Origin of the sequence: Novosphingobium sp., from assembly GCF_036803765.1 — a bacterium.
Lineage (GTDB): Bacteria > Pseudomonadota > Alphaproteobacteria > Sphingomonadales > Sphingomonadaceae > Novosphingobium.
Window position 1 is genome coordinate 225,998 of record NZ_DAIRTS010000001.1, and the last position, 22,959, is coordinate 248,956.

General features: G+C 66.8%; 17 protein-coding genes. 13 read left to right on the forward strand and 4 right to left on the reverse strand.

Annotated elements, in window-relative coordinates; translation table 11 throughout:
* Positions 1-146 precede the first annotated feature (146 nt).
* The 10 genes from V7Q48_RS01000 to V7Q48_RS01045 all read left to right on the forward strand — a co-directional run bounded on the left by V7Q48_RS01000 (position 147) and on the right by V7Q48_RS01045 (position 15,840).
* Positions 147-1,829, forward strand: coding sequence for a M28 family peptidase (locus V7Q48_RS01000; RefSeq protein ID WP_333835715.1), 1,683 nt, complete (start codon positions 147-149; stop codon positions 1,827-1,829).
* 265 nt (positions 1,830-2,094) lie between these two features.
* Positions 2,095-5,082, forward strand: a complete 2,988-nt coding sequence (locus V7Q48_RS01005) for a TonB-dependent receptor (protein WP_333835716.1) — start codon at positions 2,095-2,097, stop codon at positions 5,080-5,082.
* 135 nt (positions 5,083-5,217) lie between these two features.
* A complete protein-coding gene (locus tag V7Q48_RS01010) occupies positions 5,218-6,780 on the forward strand; it encodes a tryptophan halogenase family protein (RefSeq protein ID WP_333835717.1) in 1,563 nt (520 codons plus the stop codon).
* Positions 6,777-7,490, forward strand: coding sequence for a SapC family protein (locus V7Q48_RS01015; protein WP_333835718.1), 714 nt, complete (start codon positions 6,777-6,779; stop codon positions 7,488-7,490). Before V7Q48_RS01010 ends, V7Q48_RS01015 begins: the two co-directional genes overlap by 4 nt.
* The gene (locus V7Q48_RS01020; protein WP_333835719.1) at positions 7,483-8,508 is read left to right on the forward strand and encodes a cupin-like domain-containing protein; all 1,026 of its coding nucleotides are present in this window, start codon (positions 7,483-7,485) and stop codon (positions 8,506-8,508) included. The genes V7Q48_RS01015 and V7Q48_RS01020 overlap by 8 nt, the downstream gene beginning before the upstream one ends.
* A complete protein-coding gene (locus tag V7Q48_RS01025) occupies positions 8,505-10,034 on the forward strand; it encodes a tryptophan halogenase family protein (RefSeq protein WP_333835720.1) in 1,530 nt (509 codons plus the stop codon). Before V7Q48_RS01020 ends, V7Q48_RS01025 begins: the two co-directional genes overlap by 4 nt.
* Complete coding sequence (locus tag V7Q48_RS01030) at positions 10,031-10,999, forward strand: glycoside hydrolase family 16 protein (protein ID WP_333835721.1); 969 nt, start codon at positions 10,031-10,033, stop codon at positions 10,997-10,999. The genes V7Q48_RS01025 and V7Q48_RS01030 overlap by 4 nt, the downstream gene beginning before the upstream one ends.
* 6 nt (positions 11,000-11,005) lie before the next feature.
* Positions 11,006-12,082 carry a LacI family DNA-binding transcriptional regulator gene (locus tag V7Q48_RS01035; protein WP_333835722.1) on the forward strand — a complete coding sequence of 359 codons (1,077 nt, stop codon included), beginning with the start codon at positions 11,006-11,008 and terminating at the stop codon, positions 12,080-12,082.
* Entirely contained in the window at positions 12,072-13,307 is a 1,236-nt protein-coding gene (locus tag V7Q48_RS01040; protein WP_333835723.1) for an MFS transporter, read from the forward strand. Before V7Q48_RS01035 ends, V7Q48_RS01040 begins: the two co-directional genes overlap by 11 nt.
* 106 nt (positions 13,308-13,413) lie before the next feature.
* Positions 13,414-15,840, forward strand: a complete 2,427-nt coding sequence (locus V7Q48_RS01045) for a glycoside hydrolase family 3 protein (RefSeq protein ID WP_333835724.1) — start codon at positions 13,414-13,416, stop codon at positions 15,838-15,840.
* A gap of 78 nt (positions 15,841-15,918) precedes the next feature.
* Here the strand turns inward: V7Q48_RS01045 and V7Q48_RS01050 are convergent, their stop codons facing one another.
* From V7Q48_RS01050 to V7Q48_RS01060, 3 genes are read right to left on the reverse strand one after another with little or no spacing between them, the layout of a single operon-like run.
* Positions 15,919-16,599: a hypothetical protein gene (locus V7Q48_RS01050; RefSeq protein WP_333835725.1), complete on the reverse strand. Its 681-nt coding sequence runs from the start codon at positions 16,597-16,599 to the stop codon at positions 15,919-15,921.
* Positions 16,590-17,186: a TadE/TadG family type IV pilus assembly protein gene (locus tag V7Q48_RS01055; protein ID WP_333835726.1), complete on the reverse strand. Its 597-nt coding sequence runs from the start codon at positions 17,184-17,186 to the stop codon at positions 16,590-16,592. The genes V7Q48_RS01050 and V7Q48_RS01055 overlap by 10 nt, the downstream gene beginning before the upstream one ends.
* A complete protein-coding gene (locus V7Q48_RS01060) occupies positions 17,183-19,204 on the reverse strand; it encodes a TadE/TadG family type IV pilus assembly protein (protein ID WP_333835727.1) in 2,022 nt (673 codons plus the stop codon). The genes V7Q48_RS01055 and V7Q48_RS01060 overlap by 4 nt, the downstream gene beginning before the upstream one ends.
* Before the next feature lie 370 nt (positions 19,205-19,574).
* Here V7Q48_RS01060 and V7Q48_RS01065 point away from each other — a divergent pair, with 370 nt between their 5' ends.
* From V7Q48_RS01065 to folE, 3 genes are all read left to right on the forward strand, one after another.
* The gene (locus V7Q48_RS01065; RefSeq protein ID WP_333835728.1) at positions 19,575-19,892 is read left to right on the forward strand and encodes an FtsB family cell division protein; all 318 of its coding nucleotides are present in this window, start codon (positions 19,575-19,577) and stop codon (positions 19,890-19,892) included.
* 106 nt (positions 19,893-19,998) lie between these two features.
* Positions 19,999-21,540, forward strand: a complete 1,542-nt coding sequence (locus V7Q48_RS01070; RefSeq protein WP_333835729.1) for a phospholipase D-like domain-containing protein — start codon at positions 19,999-20,001, stop codon at positions 21,538-21,540.
* Positions 21,537-22,163, forward strand: coding sequence for a GTP cyclohydrolase I FolE (gene folE, locus V7Q48_RS01075; protein ID WP_333835730.1), 627 nt, complete (start codon positions 21,537-21,539; stop codon positions 22,161-22,163). The genes V7Q48_RS01070 and folE overlap by 4 nt, the downstream gene beginning before the upstream one ends.
* A gap of 62 nt (positions 22,164-22,225) precedes the next feature.
* Here the strand turns inward: folE and V7Q48_RS01080 are convergent, their stop codons facing one another.
* Positions 22,226-22,705: a peroxiredoxin gene (locus tag V7Q48_RS01080; RefSeq protein ID WP_333835731.1), complete on the reverse strand. Its 480-nt coding sequence runs from the start codon at positions 22,703-22,705 to the stop codon at positions 22,226-22,228.
* Positions 22,706-22,959 lie beyond the last annotated feature (254 nt).

Genomic DNA, 22,959 nt, shown 5'->3' on the forward strand with positions numbered 1-22,959 from the left:
CAACCGCAACGTCGCCGGGGCGTTTGTGATCCCGTATTTCGCAGCTGTAACATAAGGTGGTCGAAAGACCGGGTCGATCCTCGCGACCGGGCGGGGGGACGCGGAAAACATGGGCGAATTGTGCGCCTCCGCGCTAGGCTTGCATGATGATTCGTCGCACCCTCTGCTCGCTGGCGCTTGCCGCCCTGTGTTCCACATCGCTGTCTGCTACGGCCCAGGGCACCGAAACCTCTGCCAAGGCGCTTTCCGACGACGTGCGGGTGCTGGCCTCCGACCCGTTCGAGGGGCGCGGACCGGGGACGCCGGGCGAGACAAAGACGATCGACTGGCTGGTCACGCAGCTCAAGACCATTGGCCTCGAGCCGGCCGGGCCCGACGGCGCCTGGACCCAGGCCGTGCCGCTGGTCCACACGCGTCTCGGCGCCGGAACCATGGAGGCGGCGATCAAGGGGCGCGCCATGCCGCTGGCGCAAGGAACCGACATCTATGTCAGCACGGTGCGCGCCGCGGACCGCATCGCGATCGCCAAGGCACCGCTGGTCTTCGTCGGCTACGGCGTCTCGGCGCCCGAACAGGGCTGGGACGACTTCAAAGGCCAGGACCTCAAGGGCAAGGTCGCGGTGTTCCTCATCAACGACCCCGACTTCGAGGCCGCCGCGGGAGAGCCTGCCGCTGGCAAGTTCGGCGGCAAGCGCATGACGTACTACGGGCGCTGGACCTACAAGTTCGAGGAAGCGGCCCGGCGCGGCGCGATCGGTGCGCTGATCGTCCATGACACGCCAGGGGCGGGCTATGGCTGGTCGACGGTGACGGCCTCGGGCGGCGAGAATTACGACGTGGCGGATGCGCCTTATCGCCTTGCGCTGCAGGGCTGGCTCGAAGGCGGTGCCGCGACGCGGCTGTTCGGTGCGGCCGGACTGGACCTTGCGAAACTGCGGGTTGCGGCGCGCCGTCCGGATTTCCGCCCGGTAGCATTGCCGGCGACGTTCAGCGCCGATCTCGCGGCAAGCCATGAAGCCGTGCTCAGCCACAATGTGCTGGCTCGCCTGAACGGCAAGGACCGCCCCGACGAAGTGGTGATGTACGGCGCGCACTGGGATGCCTACGGGCAAGGCAAGCCCGATGCCCAAGGGCGCACGATCCGTCCGGGCGCCAACGACGATGCCCTCGGCGTTGCCGGCTTGCTGGAAATCGCGCGGGCGTTGAAGAAGGGGCCTGCCCTGTCGCGCAGCGTGCTGTTCGGGTTCTGGACCGCGGAGGAGCGCGGGCTGCTCGGCTCCGAGACCTATGCCCAGCATCCTGTCGTCGCCCCGGCCAAGACGGTCGCGAATATCACGCTCGACATCCTGCCCACCGGCGGTGCGTCGCGCGACGTCATGCTCGTCGGCCAGGGACAAAACACGCTGGAGGACGACCTTGCGCGCGCCGCGGCCGGGCAGGGGCGGACGGTCACGCCCGAGACCTTGCCCGAACGCGGCCTGTTCTATCGCGCCGACCATTTCCCGATGGCGCGGCGCGGGGTGCCGACGTTGCTGTTCATGGCGATCAGCGGTGTGCCCGATCTGGTCGACGGTGGGCGCAAGGCAGGACAGGAATGGCTGGACGGCTACATGCGTTGCTACCACCAGACCTGCGACGCGTGGGACGCCAGCTGGAATTTCGCAACCGCAGCGGCAGACGTTGATCTGGCGCTGACCATCGGTCGCGATCTCGCCAACGGCACGGGCTGGCCGCAATGGCGCAATGGCAGTGAATTCCGGGCGGTGCGGGTTGCCGATGGAGTCCCGGGCGGACAGGAAGCCTCCGCTTCACCATCTGGCAAGCGCTGAGACCACACGACTGCCGGCGCCGTATCGCCAGCAATAACCCGTGACGAGTCGCAATCCAGCGGGCGGTGCATTGGTTTATTTGCCAACGCGCCGCTCGTGCGCTGCCCTGCGCGCGGATGGTTGCGCTAACGTGCATGCTGATGCGGGAATTGTGTCCAAAGCGTAGCCGGACCGGCGACCTCATCTTGACGAGGTGAACGTTCTCATTTAGGTGAACGTTCACAAGCGGCGCGTGACGCCGTGTGATTTGTCAGGGGGAGAGGATATGTCGACACCCAAATTGCGCCGTTTCGCGCGTTCGGCTGCCAGTCTTGGCGCCGTAGCGATCGCGCTGTCGGGCCACGCGTCGCTGGCGCAGCAGGCCGCGCCGGCGCAGGCCGCTGAATCGGCCGATGTCGATGGCAACGCCATCGTCGTCACCGGTATTCGCGCATCGCTCCAGCAGGCGATGGACATCAAGCGTAGCGCGCAGGGCGTGGTCGACGCGATCTCGTCCGAAGACATGGGCAAGTTCCCGGACACCAACCTCGCGGAATCGCTCCAGCGCATCACCGGTGTGTCGATCGACCGCTCGAACGGTGAAGGCTCGACCGTCACGGTCCGCGGCTTCGGTCCCGAATTCAACCTCGTGCTGCTCAACGGGCGCCAGATGCCGACCTCGTCGCTGGGCGACGGTGCCAGCGCACCGGCCTCCCGCTCGTTCGACTTCGCCAACCTTGCCTCCGAAGGCATCGCCGGCGTCGAAGTCTACAAGTCGGGCCGCGCCTCGCTGCCGACCGGCGGCATCGGTTCGACCATCAACATCAAGACGCCGCACCCGCTCGACAAGCCCGGCCTTGCCGGCAGCCTTGCGGTCAAGGGCGTGCTGGATTCCTCGCGCAACCAGGGCAGCCCGATCACGCCGGAAGTGTCGGGCATCGTGTCCGACACCTTCGCCGACAACCGCCTCGGCATCATGATCGCGGGCTCGTGGCAGAAGCGCAAGGCCAGCGTGAACCAGGCCAACGTCGGCTGGCGCGACGGCTATCTCGGTTCGGAAAACAACTGGGGTTCGCTGCCGATGCAGGGCGATCCGCGATATGCTGCGATCACCAATCGCCCCGGCCCGAACGATGTCTATCAGGTCCAGCAGAACGCCAGCTACGACCTCAATGACATCGATCGCGAGCGCCTCAATGGCCAGGTCGTGCTGCAGGCCCGCCCGACCGACACGCTGACCGCCACGCTCGACTACACCTATTCGCGCAACACCGTGCGTGTGCGCAATTCGAACGTCGGCATCTGGTTCAACTTCAACGACGTATCGAGCGCCTGGACCAACGGTCCGGTTGCAGGTCCGATCTTCTATTCGGAAAAGTTCGGCGCCAACGAGGGCAAGGACCTGTCCTACTCGGGATCGCTCACCGAGAATCGTTCGGAAAACAAGTCGATCGGCGGCAACCTCAAGTGGGATGGCCCCGGCGGCCTGACGCTGGAGCTCGACGGTCACCACTCGACCGCCGAATCCGGCGCCAACAACCCTTACGGCACCAGCACGTCGGTCGGCACGGCGGTGTTCGGCATCCGCCAGCAGACGGTCAACTACAAAAACGACCTGCCGATCATCTCGGTCGACATGTACCCCGGCAGCGACGCGCTCAACGCCGGCAACATCCAGGCGACCGGCAACGCGTTCCGCAACGCCTACTTCAAGGACACGATCAACGAGGCGCAGCTGCGCGGCAGCTACGACTTCGACAACTCGATCCTCGACAGCCTCGATTTCGGCGTGACCTATATCGAGAACAAGGTGCGTTCGGCCTACGGCTACATCCAGAACGACACCTGGGGCGGGTCGACCACCAAGGCGCAGATGCCTGACGACTTCTTCACGCTGCAGTCGCTGCCCGACAAGTTCAAGGGTCTGTCGGGTGCCGGCGATCCGGCGATGCTGCAAAAGTTCTACACCTTCAACTTCGAGAAGATGGTCGGCTTCCTCGACAAGCTGAACGGCATCTGCGGCGGTGACGGCAACTGCCTGTCCAAGTTCACCGTCGATCGCCGCATCCGCGAACGGACGGTGGCGCCCTACCTCCAGGCGAACATGCAGTTCGACCTGTTCGACAACCCCGCGCACCTGCGCGCCGGCATCCGCTATGAAAAGACGCGGATCACGTCCTCGGCGCTCGTGCCGATTCCCACCGGCACCCAGTGGGTTTCGGCCAACGAGTTCAACCTGGTCTACGGGCCGAATTCGGACTTCACGACCTTCAAGGGCAGCTACGACAACTGGCTGCCGGCGTTCGACTTCGACATGGCGCCGACCGACAACCTCAAGCTGCGCGCCAGCTACAGCCACACGATCACGCGCCCCGACTATGCCTCGATGCAGGGTGGTCGCACGCTCGACCAGCTGTTCCGCATCGGCGGCGGCTTCGGCAGCCAGGGCAACCCGGGGCTGAACCCGTACCTGTCGAAGAACATCGATGTCTCGGCCGAGTGGTACTACAACCGTTCGAGCTACCTCTCGATCGGCTTCTTCGACAAGCGGGTGAAGAACTTCATCTCCTCGTCGCGGATCGACTCGACCGCGTTCGGGCTGACCAATCCCGCCAGCGGCCCGCGCTATGCCGCCGCCGTCGCCGCGCTGGGCGCCAATGCCAGCACGACCGACATTCGCAACTACATCTTCGCGAACTATCCGGGCTCGGTCATCGTCGACAGCTTCGATCCCGCGACCGGCAACTACACCGGCAAGATCCTCGGTACGCCGCAGGACAACCCCGTCAACTTCCAGATCACCACGCCGGTCAACTCGTCCCAGACGGCCCACCTCTATGGCTTTGAATTCGCCATCCAGCACACGTTCTGGGACACCGGCTTCGGCACGATCCTCAACTACACGGTCGTGCGCGGCGATGCGAAGTACAACAACGCGCTGCCCTCGAGCGTCACGCAGTTCGCGCTGACCGGCCTGTCCGACAGTGCCAACGCGGTGTTGTTCTACGACAAGAACGGGCTGCAGGCGCGCGTCGCTTACAACTGGCGCGACCAGTTCCTGGCCGGCACGGGTCCCAACCCGTTCTATGTCCAGGCCTATGGCCAGGTGGACGCCAGCGCGAGCTGGGAGTTCAAGAAGGGCTACACGGTTTTTGCCGAAGCCATCAACCTGACCGGGTCGAGCCGTCGCGGCCACTTGCGCAGCGACAACAACGTGTCGTTCGCATCGCCCGGCTTCGCCCGCTACGCCGCCGGCTTCCGCGTCAATTTCTGATGCGGATGGCTTGAACCTGCTCCCTCGCGGTGGAACAAGTCGGCCGACGGCCAATCGTCCGGCTTGTTCCCCGCACCCCGGCGCGGGTATGAGGCGATAACAACAAGAATGAACCGGCCCGGAGGGAGGGACACGATGGGCGAGGCGGAAATCCGGCGGATCGTGATCCTGGGCGGCGGCACCGCCGGCTGGCTCTCGGCCTGCTATGTGTCCGCCCGTCTTGCCGCCCTTGGCCAAAGGGTTGAGGTCACGCTCGTCGAGGCGCCCGACATTCCCACCATCGGCGTGGGCGAGGGCACCTGGCCGACGATGCGTGGCACGCTGGCCGAAATCGGCATCGACGAAGCCGCGTTTCTCACCGCCTGCGATGCCAGCTTCAAGCAGGGCTCCCGCTTTGTCGGCTGGACCGACGGTAGCGCCGCCGATGCCTACTTGCACCCATTCACCGCCCCGCGCGAGGCCGAGCTCGCCGATCTGGTCGCCGCCTGGGCTGCGGATGACGCTTCGGGATTTGCCGCGGCGCTGACCGCGCAGGATGCGGCCGTGGCGCATCATCTCGCCCCGCGGCAAGTCGCGATGCCCGATTACGCCGGTGCGCTCAATTACGGCTATCATCTCGATGCCGGCAAGTTTGCCGCGCTGCTCGCCCGCCATGCCGTGGAGCGCCTCGGGGTGATTCACCGCCGCGAGCGCATCACCCCGGCATCGCCACGGCCCGATGGCACGCTCGCGTCGCTGGTGACGGCCAGTGGCGAGGCCATTCCGGGCGACCTTTTCATCGATTGCTCGGGCCTGACCGGGCTGCTCGTCGGCGGGGCGCTCGGCGTCCCCCTCGTCGATCGCAGCGATGTCCTGCTAAACGATCGCGCGCTGGCGGTGCAGGTGCCGGTCCAGCCGGGCAGCCCGGTCGCTTCGGCGACGGTGGCGACCGCCCATGCGGCCGGGTGGATCTGGGACGTCGGACTACCCAACCGCCGCGGGATCGGCTGCGTCTATGCCTCGCGCCATTGCGACGACGACGAGGCACTCGCGACGCTTCGGGATTACGTTGCACGCGCGGTTCCCGGTGCGGATGCTGCGTCGATCGAGCCACGCCGGCTGGCATTCCCGACCGGGTACCGCGCCGCGCCGTGGACCGGCAACTGTGTTGCGATCGGGCTGTCTGCCGGTTTCCTCGAGCCGCTCGAGGCATCGGCCATCGTCATGATCGAGCTGTCGCTACGCGCGCTGGTCGAGAGTTTTCCGCAGCGGCGCGCGACGATGCCGTTCCTGGCCGAGCGGTTCAACGCGCTGTTCACCTATCGCTTCGAACGCATCGTCGAGTTTCTCAAGCTGCATTACCTGCTGTCGCGCCGTACCGAGCCGTATTGGCAGGCGCAGCGCGCGCCCGAAACGGTGCCGCCGCGACTGGCCGCAATGGTCGAGCTGTGGCGCGACCAGGCGCCGGGGCCGGCAGATTTTCCCCACGCGGATGAGATATTCTTCGCGCACAGCCATGCTTTCGTCCTTTACGGCATGGGCTTTTCCGCGCCGCGCCGCAGCGTCGGCGACGAAAGCCTGGCCCAAGGGCGTCGCGCGCTTGGCGAAGTATCCCGCCGCACCCGTGCCCTCACTTCGGCGCTGCCGCCGCATCGCGCCTATCTTGATACCCTCGAACCGGGCCGCGCCGCCGCCCATGGAGCCCTTGCCCGATCATGAACCAGCATCATGTCCTCGATTCCCTTGCGCACCGCGACCTTCGCGTGCGCACCGATGCTGGTGCCGAGCTGGGCGACGCGGTCATGGCGTGCCTGGTGATGCCGGCCGAATTCCGGCAGGCGCAGGCGCACTATCCCATCGTCTTCCGCCGTGACCTCGAGAGCGGGACCTTCAGCGCCCTGGCGCTGTTCGGGTTCGACAATGGCGAGAACCTGTTCCTCGACGCAGATCGCTGGGACGCGGCGTGGAAGCCACTGGCGCAGGCGGTGCAGCCCTTCCTGATCGGCCGCGCCGAGCCCGGTGGCCCCGCAACGCAGGTCCACGTCGATCTCGCCAGCCCGCGTCTCGTCACCGACGGTGCTGATGGCGTGCGTCTTTTCGATGCAGCCGGTCATGCCAGCCCTTATCTCGAGGATATCGCCCAGAAACTCGGCGATCTCGATGCCGGCTATCGCGCATCGACCGCGTTCTTCGCCGCGCTCGAACGGCATCGGCTGCTCGAGCCATTCTCGCTCGACGTGCCATTGGCCGATGGGACGCAGCACCAGCTGGTCGGCTTCCACATCATCGACGAGGACCGCCTGCGCGCACTCGACGCCGCAGCCCTTGGCGAGCTGCACGCCGACGGCCATCTTCTGCCGCTGTTCATGGCCGTGGCCTCGGTCGGCCGCTTTGGCGATCTCATCGCGCGCAAGAACCGCCGTGCCTGAGACCGCGGCGACGCGTCCCGCTTTGCCGCCGGTGATCGCGCTGTCCGCCGAGGAGGCGATGGCGCGGGTGCAGAACGCGGATCGTCCGTTCATCGTGCGGGGGCTGGTGCAGGACTGGCCGCTGGTCCAGGCGGGCCTTGCCTCGCCACGGGCGGCGCGCGCGCATCTGGTCGATCACGCGCGGCCCGTCGATCTTCCGGTCTCGGTAGCCGAACCCGCCGTGGGCGGGCGGCTGGCCTATGACGAGGCGATGGCGATCAACTTCCGCATGGGGGAAGGGCGGCTTGCCGACATCATGGCCGGCTTCGACGCGGCGGAGGCGCATGATCCGGCCCTTGTGCCGACCGTCTATCTTGGCTCGATCGACATTGCGCAGTTCTTCGATGGACTGACTGCGGCCAATCCGGCGCCCCTGGGGCGCGAGGCGGCGCTGGCCTCAATCTGGATCGGCAACGCCACGAAGATCGCCGCCCACAACGACTTTCCGCGCAATCTGGCGTGCTGCGCCGTGGGCCGGCGACGCTTCACGCTGTTCCCGCCCGACCAGTTCGCCAACCTCTACCTTGGCCCGATCGACATCACCCCGGCGGGGCGCCCGATCGCGCTGCCCGACCTCGAGCGTCCCGACTTCGAACGGTATCCCAGGTTACGCGAGGCACTGGCCAGCGCGTCCGTGGCGGAGCTGGCGCCGGGAGATGCCCTGTTCATCCCCTCCCTTTGGTATCATCAGGTCGAGGCGCTCGATCGCTTCAACGTCCTCGTCAATTACTGGTGGCGCGATACCCCGCGCTATCTCGGCCAGCCCCAGACGGCGCTGACTCACGCGATCATGGCGATCCGCGACTTGCCCGAGAACGAGCGGGCCACCTGGCGCGCCATGTTCGAGCATTATGTGTTTTCCGGCGGCGCTGACGCCCGCGCGCATGTGCCCGAGGCAGGGCAAGGCATCCTGGCGCCGATCGATGCGGCCAGCGCTGCCCGCCTCCACCAATTCCTGCTGAGGAGCCTGACGCAATGACCTGGTCCCCGCCGACGCCGCAGCCCGCTGCCTTTGCCGGCCCGCGCCGCATCGTAATCGCGGGCGGCGGCACGGCCGGGTGGATGACGGCCGCCGCGCTCGCTCGCACGCTGGGGGCGGTGGCGGAGATCACGCTGGTCGAGAGCGAGGAGATCGGCACGATCGGCGTCGGCGAAAGCACGATCCCGCCGCTGGTCGCCTACAACCGCATCCTCGGCATTGACGAGGCCGAGTTCATGCGCGCGACGCAGGCTACCTTCAAGCTGGGCATCAGCTTCGAGAACTGGCGCGTTGCGGGTGAGAGCTATTTCCATTCGTTCGGTGGCACGGGGCGCGATCACTGGTCGGCCGGTTTCCAGCATTTCTGGCTGCATGCGCTGACGCAGGGGTATGACGTGCCCTATGGCGAGCACTGTCTCGAACTGAAAGCCGCCGAGGCCGCCCGCTTCGCGCATCTGCCCGACGACACGATGAATTATGCCTACCAGCTGGATTCGGCGCGCTATGCCGCGTTCCTGCGCACCATGGCCGAGGCCGATGGTACGACGCGCGTGGAGGGACGCATCGCCGCGGTCGAACTGGATACGGTGAGCGGCGACATCGCCGCGCTGCAGCTGGCAGACGGGCGGCGCATCGCGGGCGACCTGTTCATCGACTGCACCGGCTTTCGTGCCCTGCTGATCGAGGGAGCTCTGCACGCGGGTTATGACGACTGGACGCACTGGCTGCCCTGTGACGGCGCCATTGCGATCCAGACCGGCAGCGTGCGTGCGCCTTTGCCGTACACGCGCGCGATCGCGCACGATGCCGGCTGGCAATGGCGCATCCCCCTGCAGCACCGCCAAGGCAACGGCATCGTCTATTGCAGCGCCTATCTGGACCACGACGCCGCGCTGCAGCGGCTGCTCGATACCGTCGAGGGGGACAAGCTGGTGCGGCCCAATCCGATCCGCTTCCGCACTGGGGCGCGGCGCCGGCAGTGGCACCGCAACTGCGTGGCGGTCGGCCTGTCGGGCGGGTTCATGGAGCCGCTCGAGAGCACGTCGATCCACCTGATCCAGCGCGCGATCCTGCGCATCGCCCGGATGCTGCCCGCCGGCCGCGTGAGTGCGCGCGACATCGCCGAATTCAACGAGCAGCAGTTGCTCGACATGGAGCAGATCCGTGATTTCCTGATCCTGCATTACAAGGCGACGGACCGCCGCGACAGCGCGTTCTGGCGCCATTGCGCGGCGATGGAGGTGCCCGATACGCTCGCCCACCGCATCGCCCTGTTCCGCGAGACCGGTCGCGTGTTCCGCAAGAATGAGGAGCTGTTCGCCGAGAATTCGTGGGTCCAAGTCATGATGGGCCAAGGCATCCTGCCGCAAAGCTATCACCCCGTGGCGGCCAAGCTGCGCAAGGACGAACTGGAGCACTTGCTGCGCACCGTGCGCGAGTCCGTCGCGCGCACCGTCGCCGCCTTGCCGGCCCATGGGGACTACGTCGCGCGCTATTGTGGCGCACAGCAGCCGGTGGCGGCGTGATCGTGCGGCATGCCCTCTCCACCCTGCTGGCGGCCGTGCTGGTGCCACAGGTCGCGACGGCGGCGCCTGCCGCGACAGGAGACGAAGCCTGGACGCTGGCGTGGTCCGATGGGTTCGACGGTGATCGCCTCGACCCTTCGCACTGGACCCTGGCGGACGACTGCTTCGGCGGGGGCAACGCGGAACGACAGTGCTACACGCCCGATGCGCGCAACCATTCGGTGGCCGATGGCATGCTGACTATCACCGCGCGGGCCGAGACGCACACGGGGCCGGCCTGGACTGCGGACCAGCGCACCACGCCCGAAAAGCGCGCGGCCACGCGCACCGGGGAATATACCTCGGCGCGGTTGACCACGGCCGGGCATGCCGCGTGGCGCTATGGCAAGGTGCAGGTCCGCGCCAAGCTGCCGACGGGGCAGGGCACCTGGCCGGCGATCTGGATGCTCCCCGAAGGCTGGGACTATGGCCCATGGGCAAAGTCGGGCGAGATCGACATCATGGAGGCGGTCAATCTCGGTACGCCGTGCGCGGCTTGCGCCGGCGGCGTCGAGAACCGCGTGCTCGGCACGATCCATTTCGGCGGCGAGCCGCCGCGCAACCGCTACATCGGCACCGATACCCCGCTCGACGGCGCGATCGACGGATTTCACGTCTACGAGATCGAATGGGACGAGACGGGCATCGTCTGGCGCGTCGATGGTCGCCTCTACGAGCGCCGCGAGCCGCACGAATGGCACACCTTGTCCTCGGACAAGTCGGGTGCGCCGTTCGACCGGCCGTTCCACCTCATCCTCAATCTTGCCATCGGTGGGCATCTGCCCGAGGGGCGCAACCTCGGCGGCGTGGAAAAGGCCGGCTTTCCCAAGACGATGCAGGTCGATTGGGTCAAGGTATGGCAAAAGCGCGGCCCAGCGGATAGGGCAGCGCCGGGCAATGGCGCCGCAGGTGGCAAGGGACACTGACACGAGATGGCGCGTCGGCGGCAAGCGGTAACGATCCGGCACGTGGCGGCGGACGCGGGCGTCTCGCTCCAGACGGTCAGCCGCGTCATCAACAACGAGCCCAATGTCCGGCCCGAAATGCGCGACAAGGTCCAGGCCTCGATCGACCGGCTGGGTTACGTGCCCTCGATCGCCGCGCAGCGCATGAGCGGATCGCGATCGTACCTGATCCTCGCGCTCAACGATCGGGAACGCACGATCGCGGACTGGCGCGCGCGCCAGGGCACGGACTGGGTGGACCAGATGCTGCTGGGCGGCATGCTGGAATGCGGGGAGCAGGGCTATCGCCTGATCTTCGAGCTGGTCGACACGCACAACGACCATGTCGAGCGCGAACTGGCGGCTGCGATCGCCGCGCTCCAGCCCGATGGCGCGATCCTCACGCCCCCGCATTCGGACAATCCGAAGATCATCCGCACCTTGGCCCACCACGGCATTCCGCTGGCGCGGATCGGCGCACAGGCCGATGCGGCCGGCGACGACCTGCCCGGCACGATCGTCGTCACCATGGACGACGAGGGCGGTGCCCGCATCGCCACGCGTCATCTTCTCGAGCTTGGCCATGCGCGCATCGGCTTCATCGCCGGGCCGGCGGAGTACGCGCTCTCTGCAAGGCGCGTCGCGGGTTGGGAAGCGGAGCTCGCGGCTGCCGGGCATGCGGTCGACGGACTGCTAGCCGAAGGCGATTTCACCTATGCCTCGGGCGCGAAGGCGGCGCGGGCCCTGCTGGACCGAGCGGGGCGCCCGACTGCCATCATCGCCAGCAACGACCAGATGGCGCTGGCCACCGCCGACGTCGCGCGCGATCTTGGCCTTGCCATTCCCGATGCGCTGTCGCTGGTGAGCTTCGACAATACGCCGCCGGTCCGCTTCACCCGACCGGCGCTGACGGCGATCGATCAGCCGATCGCGGAAACCACGGCGACCGCAGTCCGCCTGCTGATCGCCACGCAGCGCGACGGCGGAATGCCGACGGAGCCGGTGCTGATCCCGATGGGGTTCGAGGTGCGCGCATCGACCGGCCCGGCGCCACGTGCGACCTGAAGCGGCCGGTCGCGCCGAGCGCGGCTTCCTGGCCTTTTATGCGCTGGCCTGGGCGGGGTCGGTGATCGCCTACATGCCGTTCCTGACGCTGCTGCTGCCGGTTCGCATCGAGCGGCTGGCGGGCAATCAGGCCGTCGGTTGGCTGGCGTTGATCACGCTGCTGGGGGCCGTCGCATCGAGCCTGTCCAATATCGCCTTCGGGTGGCTCAGCGACCTTTCGGGCCGGCGGCGCCCGTGGGTGCTGGGCGGGCTGGTCGTCTCGTCCACGCTTTTGTTGGCCGCGCCACGGGTCGAAAGCTTGTGGGGGCTGTGTGCGCTGGTGGTGGCCTGGCAGGCCGGCGTCAACATGATGATCGGGCCGCTATCGGCCTGGGCCGGCGATCAGGTGCCCGATGGCTACAAGGGCCTGCTCGGCGGTTTGCTCGCATTGGCGCCTGCCTCGGGCGCGCTGGCTGGCGCGTTGGTGACGATGCCTTATTTCGGGCCCCAGATCGGAATTGCGAGTGCGGCAGCGAGCGGGTTCGCCCGCCATGCCGTCGTCGTGTTGCTGGTCGCCGCGTGCCTCGCGCCGCTGTTGCTGTTTGGGAAGGACGGCGGCTTCCGGCCTGCCGTTGCGGCGGTCCGGGTCGAACGCCAGGTCACGCAGGCCTGGCTCGGGGCGATGGCGACCAGAATGTGGCTGGCGCGTCTGATGGTGCAGATCTCGGAAGCCCTGCTCTTTGCCTATCTCTACCTGTGGCTGCGCAGCGTCGATCCGATGCTCGGACCCGCGGGGATCGCCCGTGTGCTGACGCTCGCCGTCGTGCTCGGTGCGCCGAGTGCGTTGCTGGCCGGGCGCTGGGCTGATCGCCATGGCCGCCCGGTCGCGCCGCTGATCGCAAGCGCGCTGGTAGCCGCACTGGCGCTGGTCGGCATGGGCTTGTCGCAAACCCCGGCGCAGGCGCTGGCAAGCTATCTGGGCCTGGGCGTGGCGACATCGGTATTCCTGGCCCTGCACAGCGCACAAACGCTGCGGGTCCTGCCCGATGGTGCCCGGCGCGGGCGCAATCTCGGGTTGTTCAACCTGACCAATACCTTGCCCTCGCTGCTAACCCCGGCGCTGACGGTGATGCTGGTGCCGCGCATCGGGTTTTCCGGGCTGTTCCACCTGCTGGCCGTCTTGGCGCTGGGCGCGGCGGCCCTGCTTGTCCGCTGGCCGCGGCACGACCGGAAAACGATGGCTTGATTTCCGCCTTCATCCATGAGAACGATCACATGAGAACGTTCTCATATCTTGTTTTTGATGGATGGCACGTCGCCGACAGAGCGACGCGTATGGGGAAGAGATGAACATGCCTGCCCAAATTCGTACCCGTGTCGCTCTCCTTCTCGCCGGAACGCTGCTGGCGATGCCTCTGGCAAGCCACGCGCAGGACGCCGCCGCGACGGCGCACCCTGCGGCCTGGCCGATCGCGCACAGCCCGGCGGCGATCACCGATCCCGCGACCGAAAAGGCGATCGACCGGTTGATGGCGCGCATGACGCTCGAGCAGAAGGTCGGGCAGGTGATCCAGGGCGACATCAGCGCGATGACGCCGGCTGATCTCGCCCGCTATCCGCTCGGCTCGATCCTGGCGGGTGGCAACAGCGGCCCCTATGGCAACGAACGCGCGGATGCCGCGACCTGGGCCAAGCTGGTCGGCGAGTATCGCGCCGCCTCGCGCAAGGCCGGGGCGGGGGTGCCGATCCTGTTCGGCGTCGATGCCGTGCATGGCCATTCGAACCTGCCCGGTGCGACGATCTTCCCGCACAACATCGGCCTGGGCGCCGCGCATGATGTCGACCTCGTCCAGCGCATCGGCGCGGCGACGGCGGCGGAGATCGCCGGGTCGGGCATCGAGTGGACGTTCGCGCCGACGCTCGCGGTGCCGCAGGACTTGCGCTGGGGCCGCAGCTACGAAGGCTATGCCGCCGATCCCGCGCTGGTCGCCGCTTACGGCAGGGCCATGGTCGACGGGCTGCAGGGCAAGCTCGTCCCCGGCAAGCCGCTCGGCCCCCTCAACGTCGCGGCGACGGCCAAGCATTTCCTCGCCGATGGCGGCACGCATGATGGCAAGGACCAGGGCGATGCGCAGATCCCCGAGGCGGAACTGGTGCGCACCCACGCTCAAGGCTATCCCGCCGCGATCGATGCCGGCGCCTTGACTGTCATGGCCAGCTTTTCCAGCTGGAACGGCGCCAAGAACCACGGCAACCGCAGCCTGCTCACCGACGTGCTCAAGGGCCGGATGGGCTTCCGTGGCCTCGTGGTCGGCGACTGGAACGGCCATGGCCAGGTTCCCGGGTGCTCGCCCACGGACTGTGCCGCCTCGATTAACGCAGGGCTCGACCTGTTCATGGCGCCCGACAGCTGGAAGGGGCTGTTCGACAGCACCTTGCGCGAGGCGCGCGACGGCACGATCCCCATGGCCCGGCTCGACGATGCCGTGCGCCGCGTGCTGCGCGTCAAGTTCAAGCTCGGTCTGATGGGCCCCACGCTGGTGTCGCGCGGCGATCCGGCGCAGGTCGGCGCCGATGCACACCTCGCCATCGCCCGAGAAGCCGTGGCGAAGTCACTGGTCTTGCTCAAGAACGAGAATGGCGTCCTGCCCATCCGCGCGGGCGCCAAGGTGCTGGTGACCGGACCGGGTGCCGATAACATGGCCATGCAGGCCGGCGGCTGGACGATCACCTGGCAGGGGACCGACACGACGGCAGCCGATTTTCCCAAGGGGCGCACGATCGGGCGTGGCATCGTCGATGCCGTCCGGGCTGCGGGTGGCGAGGGCACCATCGCTCCGGCGCTTGGCGCCGATACTCCGCGGCCCGACGTGGCGGTCTTCGTGTTCGGGGAGCAGCCCTACGCCGAGTTCCAGGGGGATGCCGCGCACGTGGCCTTCGTGCCGCGAGAAGGCGAGCTTGACCAGCTGCGCGCGCTCAAGGCGAGGGGCGTGCCGGTCGTGGCGGTGTTCCTCTCGGGCCGGCCGCTGTTCGTCGGCGCAGAAATGAACCTGGCCGATGCCTTCGTCGCCGCCTGGCTTCCCGGCTCGCAGGGCGAGGGTGTGGCCGACGTCCTCGTCGCCGGGCGCGGCGGCAAGGCCGTGCGCGACTTCACCGGGCGCCTGCCGTTCGCATGGCCGCAGGATGCCCGCTCGCCGGTGGTCGCGCCGCTTTTCCCCGCAGGCCACGGGTTGTCCTATGCGGCGCCGGCCAGGGTTGGCCCGGTCAACGAAGACCCGCGCATGGATCTCGGCGCCGCGGTCAGTGACAACGTGTTCATTCGCAGCGGCAAGGTCCTCGATCCCTGGCGCCTGGGGCTCGACAATGCCGTGACCATGCGCAGCGTCGACATTGCCGCCCAGGAAGACGGGCGCCAGTTCCGTTGGAGCGGTGCGGGCGATTTCGCGATCAACGGGCCGGCGGTGTCGATGCACCGGCAACTGGACGAAAGCTTCGCGCTGCGCCTCGACTTGCGGGTGGATGCCCCGGCAAAGGCGCCGGTCACCGTCGCGTTCGCGGGCAAGCGCCTCGACGTGACGCCACTGCTGGTGGCGCTCCCTGTCGGCAAGGAAGGCACGGTGCAAATCCCGCTTCGCTGCTTCGTCACCCAAGGCGCGTCGGTCGAGGCGGTGGGCGAGCCGCTGCGCGTGGGGGCGCAATCCGGCTTCGCCGTCAGCCTGCGCAATGCGCGCATCGAGGGGGTCGGCGTCACCCTGCCGTGCCCGGCGCCGGCCCGCTGACGCAACCATAACAATCGACAGGGCGCGTCCGGATCGCAGCCGGACGCATCCTGTCGATGACGCCTTTCGTGGCCGTGATCAGCAGCTGGCGACGGTCGCGGTGGGCGAAGGGTTGTAGATCTGCGTCAGGTCGCGGTCGTCGCGCACGTACATCGCCGCGTCCTTATGGATCAGCTTGCTCTTGAACAGCGAGCCGAAGAACAGCGGCTTGTACTGGTAGGCGATCTCCACGAACATGATCGCATAGGGCGATTCCACCGTGATCTTGTTGCCGGCGAGTCCCATGCCGGCAAACGAGGTCCCCGTGGCGCCGGTGCCTTCGACACCGTAACGGGAGGCATAGGCCTTGTTGCCCCAGCAGCGTTGCCAGTGAATCCACTGGCCGCCCGAGGAATTGGTTTCGAGGCTCGACAGGATCACGCGGCCGTTCGTGGCGAAGTTGAGATCCTCGACCGACAGCGCCGCCCCGGTGAAGACCTGGTTCACGTCGTATTCGCGGAACATCGGCGCGCCGCCGACCACCGACTGTTTGGCGCGCGAGGCGTTGTCGGCGACGGAAATCGCCAGCTGGTTGAGCCGGACATGGAGGATGCCGAGATTGACCATCTCCATCGAGCCGAGCGCCATGAGCATCAGGAATGGCATGCTGACCGCGAGTTCGACCACGGTGATCGCGGCCGTATCGCGGCGCAGCCGGCGGACGAGCCGGCGCAGGCGCGACATGGCGCGGGGCGGCAGGCGCGGCGGCATCAGGTGCATATCTTCGTGACGGTGCGCGTCGCCTGCGTAGCGAAAGGCTGATTGCGCATGACCGTGCTGGCGGATGCGGACATTTTGGTGGGCAGGCCGAGCACCGAGTTGAGCTTGAAGAGCGGGCGATAAGTGACGGTCACGGTATAGAGCACGACGTCGTTGGCGCCGCCGAGACCCGTCTTGCCCATGTCCGCGTCCCAGACGCCGTTGCCATTGGCATCGTTGAAGCACTCACCCTTGTCGTAGACACCGTTCTTGTTGGTGTCGGTGAAGTCCTCGGGCTGGCCGACGTTGCTGAAATCCTGGTAGTTGCGCCGGGTTGGGGTCACCGTCGCCCAGGGCACGACATGGTGGATGCGCGTCGTCACTTGCGCGTCGATGGTGTTGTTGCTCTGCGCGGACTGGAGCGAGGAGGCGCGCCCGGCGGCGTTGATGGTGCCGGTGAGCACGACCTGGACGTAATAGGCCAGGCCCATCTCGATCGCGACGGCCATGACGCCGAGCAGCACCGGCGCGACCAGCGCGAATTCGAGCGTGGTGACGCCGCGCCGGTCGCGCCGCAGGCCGGCGAGGAAGGATCGCCGCTGGTTCACTTGTTGATCCGCAGGTCGGCGACCTGACCGGCGATGTACTGGAACGTCGTGGTCAGGGCAGAGGTGTCGGATGCGTAGTAGGCGCGGTTGGCCGTGGCGCAGGACTTCATCTGCGTGGTCAAGGTCTGGCCGAAGCCGATGACCCAGATGGTGTAGCCCATGTTCTTGGCCATGGTGCAGGCCGCGAGAAAGCGGTTGTTGTGATAGTTCACCAGGGTGGTGTCCGCGGTCGAGGTGGGCGCATCGCGGCCGTCGTACTGCGTCACGCCCCAGGCGGTGTAGTTGCTGGGATAGTTCTGCATCGTGCCGTCGGTCATGAAGATGATGTGCCGGCTTACCGAAGGCAGGCTGCCGGCATTGACGTTGGCCGAGAACATGCCGAGCGGATTGCCCAGGCGCGTCCCCCACATCATGCCGATGTCGTGATACGTGCCGCCATTGGGCACCAGCGTATTCACGTAGCTGTCCAGCCATGACGGCACGGTCTTCGGATCGTTGGTGTCGACCGTCGTGAACTGCATCATCGGCTGCGGGCAGTAGTTGGTCTGCGTCGATGTCGCCGTGGTCGTGTCGACCGAGGTCGTATAGGACCCACGCCAGTATTCGAGGTCGGCCAGGTACGGGCGCCACCGCGTCGCGTCGTTCGACGTGTTGGGCGCATTGGTCAGGTCCATGTCGTAGGCATTCGCCGGAATCGTCGTCCAGGTCAGGTTCGGCTGCGTGCTGCGCTCCTCGATGCAGCCGCCCCACGTCGTGTTGCTCGTCGAGACGTTGCCGATCGCTCCGGTCGCGGTCGTACCGGTTGCTAGATCCCGGATGTCGTAGAACGGGTTCGCTGATGACGGCTGGTTGCTGACGTAGCTTGCGGTGGCGGCATTGCAGCACCCGTCGTAAAGCGTGATGCCGGTCGCGACAGGTACGGCATTGAAGCCGGGAAACGTCTTCGCCGACGTGTCGTAGGCCTTGAACGGACGAACGTCGTAAGTGTCCTGGATGTAGCGATAACTGGTCGCGAGATAGCGCGTCACGTACGTGGTGGTGACCACCGACTTGTTGCGCACGCAAGTGCCGGTCGTGCTGCCGGACTTCGTCGCCGTCCAGGATTTGGCCGAATACGTCGTCGACGTGGTGTTGGCGGGGGCGGTCCCGCTGTTCACCGGATTGCTGCCCGCGGTGGGGTAGGCGTTTTTCTGGTAATTCGTACAGTCGCTCTGCGTGATGGCCGACGCGTAAGTCTCGGTCGAATTCACCGGCGCCCCGGGCGTGCCGATGTACGTGGGCGTGGTGCTGAACTTCACCAGCTTGGACTGATAGGGCCAGCTGTCCACGAAGTTGTTGGTCGGCAAGACGCCGCTGGATATGAGGTTGGTGGCGTTGACCGTCATCGCATAGGGCACGAAGCCGAAGCGGATGCGCGTGTTGGCCTTGTCGGTCACCGCCCCGGCGACTGTTGTGTAGAACGAGCGAATGGCGCTGCGCAGGCCAGCGATCTTCGATGTCGTGCAGGTGCCGGTGCAAGCGGTGCCGTCGGCGTTGTCGGCCATCGACCCGGTGGTATCGAGGACGAACATCACGTCGGCGTTGGCCATCTGCAGTTCGGCGCTGCAGTTCACCGACAGGGGCAGGCTGGTATAGCCGAACAGCTTCATCAGCGTCGTCGGCATCGTCGTCGTCGCCGTGCCGTTGACGTGGCCGGTGGTGTCGGCGCTGCTCGTGAACGTCGGGGTCTGGGTCTCGGTCTCGCCCTTGTGGTAGTTGAAGTTGAACATCTTGACGGCCTTGGCCGTCTCGGTCGTGCTGTAGGCACCGGTCGCAGCCATCGCCTTGCGGCCTGCCAGGACGCCGGCGTCGCACGCGTTCTGCAGGCTGGTCTTTGCAAGGTAGGCGCGCGACATGTCGGTGCCGAGGCCGGCGAGTGTGATGACCATGAACATTGTCAACGTGACGATCGCCATGGCGTTGCCGGCGCGGTCAGCGAGCAGGCGGGCGAGTATCCGGATCGACCCGGCACGGCACACCGCTAGACGGCGCCTGCCGGCGTGACGCACCAGTCCTTCTCGCAAGCTACTCCGACGCATGGCTGGACAGAAACCTTCCCGTGATCGCGGCGCACCACCCGCGCCGATGATCGCTGTTCATGCACCGCCAAGTGCTGCCGACCGGTTAATGCCCGCCCGATTCCGCATCGGGATTGCCCCGTAGGACACGCGCGGGCGTCGGAATGCCCAAGTGTTTGGCGGCAGGATGCAGCGTGGCACATGGTTAATTGCATTGCTGCGCTACAACGGAGGTGGCGGCTAGGGCACAGGGCGGCAGAGCCATATTTGCGGTGAGTCGTGGCCGTGTCGTGCTTGCAATGTCGAATCAAATATGATCCCTGATGCAACCATGAAGCGGCGTCGTCCCAACCTCAAACTGCCTCGAAACGGCGTGACCGAAAGCCTGGCGCTCGTCACGCTCCTCGTCATGGGTGCCTTTGCCGTCGCAGGGCCGAGCGGCGTTCTTGCGTGGAGCGAGAACGAGAGGATGCTCGAGGAGCGGCAGAAGGAAGTCGCGGTGCTGACCGCCGACCGTGACCGTCTGCAGAACCGCGTCAACCTGCTCGATCCGCGTCATGCCGATCCCGACCTCGTCGGCGAGCTGTTGCGCTCCGATCTCAACGTCGCTCACCCCGACGAGCTTGTGATTCCGCGCCAACCGCGTTGAAGCAAAAGGCTTTTACCGGGCAGTGGAACCACTGCTGCGGCAAGGCGTTGCGCCGGGTATGACGGAACACCAGGGGGCCAGACCGGACACGAGTGCCGCGACGGAAATGTCCGAAGATGCCAGCATCGAGCCGGGCGTATGGCGATATGCGCGGGCGAGCCGTGCGCACGCGGTTGTCGACGCCGCCGACTACTTCGCATTGATGCGCGATGCCATGCTGGCGGCGCGGCAGCGCATCCACATGATCGGCTGGGATTTCGATACGCGCATCCTGATCGGCGATGGCCGGCGCTGGTGGAACCTGCCGCGCAAGCGCATCGCCCCGGCGCGGCTCGGCGCCTTTGTCGTCTGGCTCGCCAACCGCCGCAAGGGTCTCGAGATCCTCGTGCTCAAGTGGAATTTCGGCGCGATCAAGGCGCTGCTGCGCGGGTCGATGGTGCTTGATCTCATCCGCTGGTGGCGCCATCCACGGATCGGCTACAAGCTCGATGCGGCGCATCCGCTGGGCTGCAGCCATCACCAGAAGGTCGTGGTGATCGACGATCGCTTTGCGGTCTGCGGCGGCATCGACATGGCGGGCGATCGCTGGGACACGCGTGCGCATCTCGATGGCGACCCGCGCCGCCGCCGGCCGGGCGGCCAGCCCTATGGCCCCTGGCACGACGTGACCATGCTGCTCGAGGGCGATGCGGCCGGACAACTCGGGGCATTCGGACGGGCGCGCTGGCACCAGGCAGGCGGAAGGCCGCTCCAGCCATGTGCGCCACAGTCGGAAACCGCCTGGCCCAACGGGATCGTCGCGCAGTTCGAGGACGTCGAGATCGGCATCGCACGGACGCGCTCGCAATATGGCGATCATGACGAGATCCGCGAGATCGAGACGCTGTTCTGCCGCCAGATCGCCTCGGCCAAGCACTTCATTTACGCCGAGAATCAGTACTTCGCGTCTCGCCGCGTGGCCGAAGCGCTCGCCGAGCGGCTGGCCCAGCCCGACCCGCCGGAAGTCGTGCTGGTCGTGCCCGAGGCATCCGATGGCTGGCTCGAACAGGCAGCAATGGACTTGGCGCGCATCCGGCTGTTCCACGCCGTCGAGGCGCAGGATGCACACGCGCGCTTCTCGATCTGGCACCCGATGACGCAGGGCGGCACGGCCATCTACGTCCATGCCAAGCTGCTAATCGTCGATGACATGATCCTGCGCATCGGTTCGGCCAACATGAACAACCGCTCGATGGGTCTCGACAGCGAATGCGACGTGTTCATCGATGCGCATCGCCCCGGCAACGGTCATGCCCAGCCGGGCATTACCGCGCTTCGCCTGTCGTTGCTGGCCGAGCATTGCGGACTGTCGGAGGAGGCTGTAGGGCCTGCCCTGGCCGAGGCCGGTTCGATGGCCGCGCTCGCTGCCGCGTCGCAGGCGCGCGGGGGGCGCAGCCTCAAGCGCTTCGTGCCGCGCCAATTGAGCGATGCCGAGCAGGCACTGGCGGATTCCGAGGCGCTCGACCCCGAGCATCCCGAGGAAATGCTGGCGTTCTATCGGCGTGGCGGGCTTTGGCGCGGAAGCCTGGGGCGCGGCGCCCTCGGCGCCAGACTGCGGAAGGGGATGACGCGCTTGCGGCACCCCAAGCGAGGACGACATCACGAATGACCGATCTGCCGGGCTGCGGCCATGACCATGACGACGACGAGGACCTGGCGCGCGGCAAGGCGCCCGTGCCGGAGCATGTGCAGGCCGCGATCCGCACCCTGATCGAATGGGCCGGCGACGATCCGGCGCGCGAGGGACTGATCGACACGCCCAAGCGGGTCGCGCGTGCATGGCTGGAATATTGCCAGGGTTACCAGGAAGACCCTTCGGTCCACTTGACGCGCACCTTTTCGGAGGTGGGCGGCTACGACGAGATCGTCGTTCTCAAGGACATCCCGTTCCAGTCGCACTGCGAACATCACATGGCGCCGATCACCGGCAAGGCGGCCATCGCCTACCTGCCGCAGAAGCGTGTCGTGGGCATCTCGAAGCTGGCGCGCGTGCTGCATGGCTATGCGCAGCGGCTGCAGATCCAGGAGCGCCTGACTGCCGAAGTTGCGCAGTGCATCTGGGATCACCTGCATCCGCAAGGGGTGGCCGTGGTGATCGAGGCGCAGCACGGCTGCATGACCGGGCGCGGCGTGCGCACGCCGGGCGTCGGCATGGTGACGAGCCGGCTGCTGGGCTGCTTCCTGGCGGACTCGCGGAGCCGCAAGGAAGTGATGAGCCTGATGGGCTATTGATGGCTTGACGGAGAACCGGGGCAACCGGCGCGAGGAAAGCGCCGGCTGCCCCGAAACCTGCCTCAGAGCTGCTCGAGCATGTGCTCGGCCGAGCTGACCTTGAAGTCGCCCGGGGCTTCGACGTTGAGCTGCTCGACCACGCCATCGTTGATGACCGCCGAGAAGCGCTGGCCACGCGTGCCCATGCCGAAGCCGGTGCCGTCCATGGTCAGGCCCAGCGCCTTGACGAAATCGGCATTGCCGTCGGCCAGCATGGTCACGGCCGGCGAGCCGTTGGCCTCGCCCCAGGCCTTCATCACGAAAGCATCGTTGACGGCGGTGCAGGCGATCTCGTCGATGCCCTTGGCCTTCAGGTCCTCGGCCTTTTCGGCAAAGCCCGGGAGGTGCTTGGCCGAGCAGGTGGGGGTGAAGGCACCCGGCACCGAGAACAGCGCGACGCGCTTGCCCTTGAAGAAATCGGCGGACTGGACGGCGTCCGGCCCGTCCTTGGTGGCCTTGACCAGCTTCACGTCGGGCACGGTCTCGCCTACGTTGATCGTCATCCCCAAATTCCTTTCAATGTCCGGTCGCCGCGAGCGGAGCGGCAACTCGCGCGGGATATAGGTCGGCGGCCTTGGCGAACAACCGGCGCGGGCTGCAGGACGTGGTCTTTTTGCGCGCGGCCGAAAACGCTTGCCCAACGTGCGTGGGAAAATACCGATATAAAGACTTCTTTATGTTAACATTGCCCTTGGCCACGGGACCGGCTAAGGGCAGCCCATCCGCGATCCGCCGCCGGCGGGTCCACTGCTGCTAT

Bases quoted from the DNA above. Each gene is read 5' to 3' on its own strand.
- V7Q48_RS01000 (WP_333835715.1), top strand. From the start codon at position 147: ATGATTCGTCGCACCCTCTGCTCGCTGGCGCTTGCCGCCCTGTGTTCC.
- V7Q48_RS01005 (WP_333835716.1), top strand. From the start codon at position 2,095: ATGTCGACACCCAAATTGCGCCGTTTCGCGCGTTCGGCTGCCAGTCTT.
- V7Q48_RS01010 (WP_333835717.1), top strand. From the start codon at position 5,218: ATGGGCGAGGCGGAAATCCGGCGGATCGTGATCCTGGGCGGCGGCACC.
- V7Q48_RS01015 (WP_333835718.1), top strand. From the start codon at position 6,777: ATGAACCAGCATCATGTCCTCGATTCCCTTGCGCACCGCGACCTTCGC.
- V7Q48_RS01025 (WP_333835720.1), top strand. From the start codon at position 8,505: ATGACCTGGTCCCCGCCGACGCCGCAGCCCGCTGCCTTTGCCGGCCCG.
- V7Q48_RS01035 (WP_333835722.1), top strand. From the start codon at position 11,006: ATGGCGCGTCGGCGGCAAGCGGTAACGATCCGGCACGTGGCGGCGGAC.
- V7Q48_RS01045 (WP_333835724.1), top strand. From the start codon at position 13,414: ATGCCTGCCCAAATTCGTACCCGTGTCGCTCTCCTTCTCGCCGGAACG.
- V7Q48_RS01050 (WP_333835725.1), bottom strand. From the start codon at position 16,599: ATGCACCTGATGCCGCCGCGCCTGCCGCCCCGCGCCATGTCGCGCCTG.
- V7Q48_RS01065 (WP_333835728.1), top strand. From the start codon at position 19,575: ATGAAGCGGCGTCGTCCCAACCTCAAACTGCCTCGAAACGGCGTGACC.
- V7Q48_RS01070 (WP_333835729.1), top strand. From the start codon at position 19,999: ATGTCCGAAGATGCCAGCATCGAGCCGGGCGTATGGCGATATGCGCGG.
- folE (WP_333835730.1), top strand. From the start codon at position 21,537: ATGACCGATCTGCCGGGCTGCGGCCATGACCATGACGACGACGAGGAC.
- V7Q48_RS01080 (WP_333835731.1), bottom strand. From the start codon at position 22,705: ATGACGATCAACGTAGGCGAGACCGTGCCCGACGTGAAGCTGGTCAAG.